Raw genomic sequence first — 4,021 nt, 5'->3', positions numbered from 1 at the left:
CTAAAAATCAAACATGTAATTGTTACCTAGTAACTAACAAATGTTAACAAGAACGTTCTTTTTCCTAAAAGCAAGGATAGAATTGTTAATAACTAGCTCTTTTTTGAAATCTAGGCTGAATAGTTACAGTTTTAGTTTGTTTGATTAAAATGAGTAAGATATTCCGCTATAAGCTCCCGTAGATGCTCCTAAATTTCGCCCTTCTATATAGGTGTTTATTCCGCCAATAATTCCAAGTCCTCCAGCAATTGGTACAAACATGGTTGCGCCTATTCGTGTGTAATTTACACGTGTTGCAGGGAAGAAACCTGTAAAGCCATCAGCTAAAATATCTAGGCCATCGCTACCAGAAAGTTGATTCGCAATATAAATATCTCCGTAAATAACAGAAGCAGCATAGCCTAATTTTAATTCACTAATTACGGCATTTGGTACTTCGTTGTTTCTTAAACTATAGCCTAATTGACCAATTGCAAAAAAACCTGAAGTATGCTTTTAATTCGCAATTGCTATACCTGTAATGTCTGTAGAACGGTTACCAATTGCAATAATTGATTGCAAACCTTCATCTACATTGTAATCTCCCACAGGAACTTCAACACCTAATGCACCAATGAAATCTAAATTTCCACCCATAATATCTATAGATTTAACTTTATATTTTCCATAAACACTTAAATCCTGAATACCGCTTCTTTCATTTTCAAAACCATTGTTTGCCATTGTTGCAGGAGTTGCTTGCCCAATAGATTTAATGTAAGGAAGACTTACAACAAAATTTAAACGATCACTAAAACCGTATTCTGCATAAAGCGATATACTTTTAGTAGTAACTTCATTAAATACAGGAACAGAGTTCACTTTCTGTGGCACTAAAAAAACATCACTATAATCTTCTCGAGATTGGGTAACTGTAATACTACCCTCTCCTTTTGCTTTCATAAATCCACTAATAGGACTTTGAGCTGTCATTGTTAGAGGAAGCATAAAAAGCAATCCGCCAAGTAATTTTAATGTAACTTTCATAATTTGATTTAGTTTAAGTGTTATTCTTAAAAACATATACGAGAAAATTTAAAGGTTGGTTTTCGTAAAATTAAATTAAAAACCAAAAACAAGTTTTTTTCGTATAAATAAGGAGAACAATTCAATTGTTTTTAATCGATAAAAATTAAAAAAATGATTTCTAAATTTATGTACAGCACTCTTATTCTAATCTATTTTTACCAAGCAAGTAAAACCTATACATATCAATACAATGCTGAAAATCAAATAATAGCAGCCGGTTGGGTAGCGAATGATCAAAAAGTAGATTACTGGCGTTTTTACCATTCAACAGGTAAGATAAAAGCAAAAGGGAACTATGAAAATGGATTTAAAGATGGATATTGGTTTTATTATGATGCTAAAAATAATTTAAAAGCAGAAGGGTATTATAAAAATAATAAGCGTGATTCTTGGTGGACAATTCATACATCAGAAGATTTAATAGAAAAAGTAGCATATGTAAATGGCAGAAAAGAAGGATATTGTTTACGCTATAAAAAAGGAAGTTTGTACGAAGTAAAAAAATATGAAAAAAACATACTTTTAGGAAGTTGGAATACGCTATCAAAATTTAAGAAAGATAACCCTAATGCTAGTTTTTAGACTTTGAATGTTGATGAAACAAGGAAATAAGTTTGTATTTCAAATAAAAAAATAGATTCAATAGAATTATAAATCGTTTGACGTTTTTCCTTTTAAAAAGTGTCGTTACCTTTGTAGAAATTTAAAATATGTCAAAAACCTTTTCTGATTTAGGAATTAACGAACAATTACAGCAGAGCTTAACTGCTTTAAAAATTTCTGTACCCACAGATATTCAAGAAAAAGTGATTCCTGTAATTTTACATAAAAAGGAAGATGTAGTTGCTTTGGCAAAAACAGGAACAGGAAAAACAGCTGCTTTTGGTTTGCCTTTGTTACAGTTAATTGATACCGAAAACACCAATATTCAGGCTGTAATTTTAGCGCCCACAAGAGAACTGGGGCAACAAATTCATGCTAATTTAGAATCTTTTGCAACCAATAGCCCTGCACTATCGATTGCTGTTATTTGTGGCGGAATCCCTATTAAGCCTCAAATAGAACGGTTAAAAAGCACCACGCATATTGTGGTTGCAACACCGGGCCGTTTGGCAGATTTAGTGAATCGTGAAGCGATCAACATAAAAAACATTTCTTATTTTATTTTAGATGAGGCTGATGAGATGGTAAGTGCTTTAAAAGAAGGATTGGATAGTATCATAAAAGAAATTCCGAAAAAAAGAAGAACATTACTGTTTACGGCAACAATGCCCGGAAGCATTAAGCAAATGGTAAATAACTATATGTCTAGTGAAGTTATTCATATAGAAGCAGATATGGCTACAGTTGGGCATCAAGGAATTGAGCATCAATATGTAGTTGTAGAACCGATAGAAAAATTAGAAGTTTTGTTACATTTCTTGAATTCTAAAGAAGGACAAAGAGGAATTATTTTTTGTAAAACAAAAGCGGCAGTTAATAAATTAGCAAAGAATTTAGCGATTAATAAATTTTCATCAGGTGCAATTCACGGAAGTTTAACCCAAGGAATTCGAGATCGAATTATGGGCCAATTTAGGGAAGGTCATATCGATATTCTTGTAGCTACAGATTTAGCCGCAAGAGGAATTGACGTAAAAGAAATTGCTTACGTTGTTAATTATCATTTACCAGATACTTATGATGCCTATGTGCATAGAAGTGGACGAACAGCAAGAGCAGGAGCAAAAGGTCTTTCACTAACCATCTTACAAAAAGAAGAAACAGCAGATATTGCAGATTTTCAAAAAGAGTTAGGTATTCGATTTAACGCTTATAAAAAAGCGGATGCAGAAAGCATAGAAGAAAATAACGGACTTTTATGGGCGAAAAAAATATTTAAAACAAGGCCTAATAAAACGGTTTCTGAAGATTTTAAAAGGAAAGTAAGAACGGTTTTTCATCATTTAACAAAAGAAGAATTGATCGAAAAAGTGTTGGCAGATTATTTGAATCAGGCTAATTCTAAAATTTCAAAACCAGAAGATTATAAAAAGAAAAAGAGATAATTTTTTGTTTTATCAAATAAAATAAAAAACCTGACCAGTTAGGTACATAGAAAATATAATGCCTTGAATTCTATTTACCTATATAATAAATGTTTGAAAATAATTCTGTTTATTTTGAAAGCATCAATAATAGAATTGATAGAAAATAGTGTATTTTTTTTATGAGTGATAAAAATAACAATCCAGACATTACTTCTTGCATCGAAACGATGCAAGGTTTATTGGAGGATACCAATCAGCTTTTTGAAATTCCGGAAGCACAAAGAGTTGCACTTTTTAAAGTTGCCTGAGAATTGTCTAGACCAAATCGAGATGAATTTCAACGCAGAAGAAAAGATGCAAAAAAAGCAGCAAAGCGGAAACAAATTGAAAGTGATAAGCATGCGAGAAAATCTACTGGTATTCGTTCTGCTAGAGAATCGGCTTTGTTTGTTGCTCCAAAACTATTAGCAGCAGCTACTATTTCAGAAGATACTCCAGAATTAGAATCTGCAAGAAATTGCTATGTTTGTAAAGCTGTTTTTACCAAATTGCATCATTTTTATGATACCATGTGCTCAAATTGTGGTGATTTAAATTATGCAAAGCGTTTTCAAACCACAGATTTAAAAGATCAAGTGGCCATCATTACAGGTTCTCGCTTAAAAATAGGGTATCATATTACGCTAATGTCCTTGCGTTCTGGCGCAACGGTTATAGCAACCACTCGTTTTCCCGCAGATTCTGCCATTCGTTTTTCTAAAGAAGATGATTTTAAAGAGTGGAGTCATCGATTGCATATACTCATTACAAATAGGATCCCGAAAAATTAGGTTTAATAATTTGAAAATTATCTGTTAGGATATTTTTGAATTCCTCATTTTTCCAAGAGTGACTTTCTAAGAATTCGATTACCTTTTCTCTAA

Annotated in this window: 3 protein-coding genes and 1 pseudogene; 3 read left to right on the top strand and 1 reads right to left on the bottom strand. The window is 32.1% G+C overall.

The features are described from left to right. Positions 1-495 precede the first annotated feature (495 nt). Positions 496-1,026 (bottom strand): hypothetical protein, encoded by a 531-nt coding sequence (locus ES044_RS19110; RefSeq protein ID WP_223269278.1) that lies wholly within the window; start codon positions 1,024-1,026, stop codon positions 496-498. Positions 1,027-1,179: 153 nt separating this feature from the next. Here ES044_RS19110 and ES044_RS17845 point away from each other — a divergent pair, with 153 nt between their 5' ends. The 3 genes and pseudogenes from ES044_RS17845 to ES044_RS17835 all read left to right on the top strand — a co-directional run. Then, positions 1,180-1,650, top strand: coding sequence for a toxin-antitoxin system YwqK family antitoxin (locus ES044_RS17845; protein ID WP_147120691.1), 471 nt, complete (start codon positions 1,180-1,182; stop codon positions 1,648-1,650). Between the two features lie 128 nt (positions 1,651-1,778). Continuing rightward, the gene (locus ES044_RS17840; protein ID WP_147120690.1) at positions 1,779-3,116 is read left to right on the top strand and encodes a DEAD/DEAH box helicase; all 1,338 of its coding nucleotides are present in this window, start codon (positions 1,779-1,781) and stop codon (positions 3,114-3,116) included. A 161-nt stretch (positions 3,117-3,277) separates the two neighbouring features. Beyond that, positions 3,278-3,898: pseudogene (locus ES044_RS17835) on the top strand (oxidoreductase); the annotation flags it as partial. Between the last annotated feature and the right edge of the window lie 123 nt (positions 3,899-4,021).

This window comes from Polaribacter sp. IC066, assembly GCF_007997085.1.
Classification (GTDB): domain Bacteria; phylum Bacteroidota; class Bacteroidia; order Flavobacteriales; family Flavobacteriaceae; genus Polaribacter.
The sequence above is the reverse complement of the archived record's forward strand: the minus strand, read 5'-3'. Positions and strand labels throughout refer to the sequence as shown.